The sequence below is a fragment of the Clostridium sp. AM43-3BH genome (assembly GCF_003479985.1).
In the GTDB taxonomy this organism is placed as follows: domain Bacteria; phylum Bacillota; class Clostridia; order Lachnospirales; family Lachnospiraceae; genus Otoolea; species Otoolea fessa.
The window spans coordinates 1-2,630 of record NZ_QUIH01000016.1; the positions used below are offsets into that span (position 1 = coordinate 1).

The 2,630-nt window shown below is 51.1% G+C and carries 3 protein-coding genes and 1 pseudogene; all 4 read left to right on the forward strand.

Going from position 1 to position 2,630, the window contains the following annotated elements; genetic code table 11:
• Positions 1-186, forward strand: a pseudogene (locus DW931_RS15685) (conjugal transfer protein); the annotation flags it as partial.
• 64 nt (positions 187-250) lie between these two features.
• Complete coding sequence (locus tag DW931_RS15690; RefSeq protein ID WP_118627016.1) at positions 251-895, forward strand: CHC2 zinc finger domain-containing protein; 645 nt, start codon at positions 251-253, stop codon at positions 893-895.
• Positions 864-2,201, forward strand: coding sequence for a virulence-associated E family protein (locus tag DW931_RS15695; RefSeq protein ID WP_118627017.1), 1,338 nt, complete (start codon positions 864-866; stop codon positions 2,199-2,201). The genes DW931_RS15690 and DW931_RS15695 overlap by 32 nt, the downstream gene beginning before the upstream one ends.
• 241 nt (positions 2,202-2,442) lie before the next feature.
• Positions 2,443-2,630 (forward strand): hypothetical protein (locus DW931_RS15705; RefSeq protein ID WP_118627018.1); only part of this gene is annotated, 188 nt, incomplete at its 3' end.

A 2,630-nucleotide genomic window follows, 5' to 3' on the forward strand; every position in this document is an offset into this window, starting at 1 on the left:
GATTTGAAGAAGCTGCGGGATATCCGCTACTGGGTACAGAAAGCCACCCCCGGCACAGAGGAAAGCAAAGAGCCGCCCAAGAAGCAGCCCATCAAGGAAGTCTTGCAGGATAAGGCTGACGAGAAAAAAGCACAAAGAACTGTCCCAGCACAGACGAAACACAAACAACAGGATATGGAACTTTAACAGGCACTTGCCATTTTCAATCAGAGAATGTCAGGTGCTTTTTTGTTTTCAAGGAGGGATAGATTTGAATGTATTTGAAGCTGTGAAGCAGTCCGTCACAACAAGACAGGCTGCGGAGCATTATGGAATCCATGTAGGTCGGAACGGGATGGCTTGCTGCCCGTTCCATCACGATAAAACCCCAAGCATGAAGCTGGATCGGCGTTACCACTGCTTCGGCTGCGGTGCGGATGGGGATGTGATTGATTTTGCCGCCGCCCTGTATGGGCTGGGAAAGAAAGAAGCCGCCGTACAACTGGCACAGGACTTCGGGCTTTCCTATGAGGACTGGAAACCGCCGGGAAAGGCAAAAAAGCCCAAGTCCCGGCAGAAATCCCCGGAGGAACAGTTTCAGGAAGCAAAAAACCATTGCTTCCGTATCCTTGCCGATTATCTCCACCTACTCCGAGTGTGGAGAAAGGAATATGCCCCGCACTCCCCAGAGGAAATCTTTCATCCCCGGTTTGTGGAAGCCTTACAGAAGCAAGACCAAGTGGAATATCTGCTGGATGTGCTGCTGTTCGGGGAAACAGAGGAAAAAGCGGCTTTGATTACGGACTACGGAAAGGATGTGATACAGCTTGAACAGCGAATGGCAGAGCTTGCAGCCGCAGACGCAGCAAGAACTAAAAAACACCATGAACGCCATGCAGCCGCCCCAGAGCGTTGAGGAAATCAAGGCGGGGCTGGAAACTACCGAGAAAGGCGGTGTCCGTCAGAGCATACGGAACTGCCTGACCGTATTCCAGCGTGACCCGCTGCTTTCCGGGGCTATCGCATACAACATCCTGACCGACCGCAAGGACATCATAAAGCCCATCGGCTTCCACAGGGAAAGCACCGCCCTGAACGATACGGACATGAAGTATCTGCTTCTCTATCTGGAAGAAACCTACGGGCTTACCAATGAGAAGAAGATTGATAACGCCATCGGGATTGTGGCGAATGAAAACAAGTACCATCCCATCCGGGACTATCTCAATACCCTTGTGTGGGACGGGACGGAACGAATCCGTTTCTGCCTGCGGCACTTTCTGGGGGCTGACGCAGACGATTACACCTATGAAGCATTGAAGCTGTTCCTGCTGGGTGCAATCTCACGAGCCTTTCAGCCGGGGTGCAAGTTTGAAATCATGCTCTGTCTGGTAGGCGGTCAGGGGGCTGGAAAGTCCACCTTCTTCCGGCTGCTGGCAGTCCGGGACGAGTGGTTCTCCGATGATTTGCGGAAGCTGGACGATGACAATGTGTACCGCAAGCTGCAAGGTCACTGGATTATCGAAATGTCGGAAATGATGGCAACCGCCAACGCCAAGAGCATTGAGGAAATCAAGTCATTTTTAAGCCGACAGAAAGAGGTTTACAAGATACCCTATGAAACCCACCCGGCAGACCGCCCCCGTCAGTGCGTGTTTGGCGGCACTTCCAATGCCCTTGACTTCCTGCCCCTTGACCGTTCCGGCAACCGCCGCTTTATCCCCGTCATGGTGTACCCGGAGCAAGCCGAGGTTCACATTTTGGAGGACGAAGCTGCTTCCAGAGCCTATATCGAGCAGATGTGGGCGGAAGCGATGGAGATTTACCGAAGCGGCAGGTTCAAGCTGGCTTTCAGCCCCGCCATGCAGCGGTATCTCAAAGAAGACCAGCGGGATTTTATGCCGGAGGACACCAAAGCCGGGATGATACAGGCGTATCTTGATAAGTACACCGGGAGCATGGTCTGTTCCAAGCAGCTCTACAAGGAAGCCTTAAACCATGCCTTTGACGAGCCGAAGCAATGGGAAATCCGGGAAATCAACGAGATTATGAATCAGTGTATTTCCGGCTGGCGGTACTTCCCGAACCCAAGAATGTTTTCCGAATATGGCAGACAAAAGGGCTGGGAGCGTGAAAACCCGGCAACGGACTTATGCAACCCGTCTGAAAAAACGAGGGACGGTTTTGTGGAGGTCTCAGAACAGATGGAGCTTCCATTCTGAAAATGACAGCCCGTTGCACCCCCTGTTGCTATCCCGTTGCCGAGCCGGTTGCCGGGGAAAATCCCTTATTTCCGGGCTTTTCTCCCCTATGACAACCAAAACAACAGAAAAATAAAAGAAAAGTATAAATAGTAACCATCGCCAGATTGAGATTGTTTGCAAGGTCTTTTGAAGCCCGTTGCCGGACTTCGTTGCCGACACCCTCTGTCTGGCTATTTTCATGTATGGAGGATAACTGCCTATGGCAAAAAACAAAACAGAGATTCATGTTACAACGGTGTTTGACGGGGAGCTGGACGCAACCGATGTGTTCGTCAGCCTGATTTCCCAGAAATACGCTAAGACAAATACGAAAGAATATCTTGCTAAAAAGAAAGATTTGAAGTATAATGAAGATGAGGTTCAAAAGAGCCAGATACCGTCTGGATT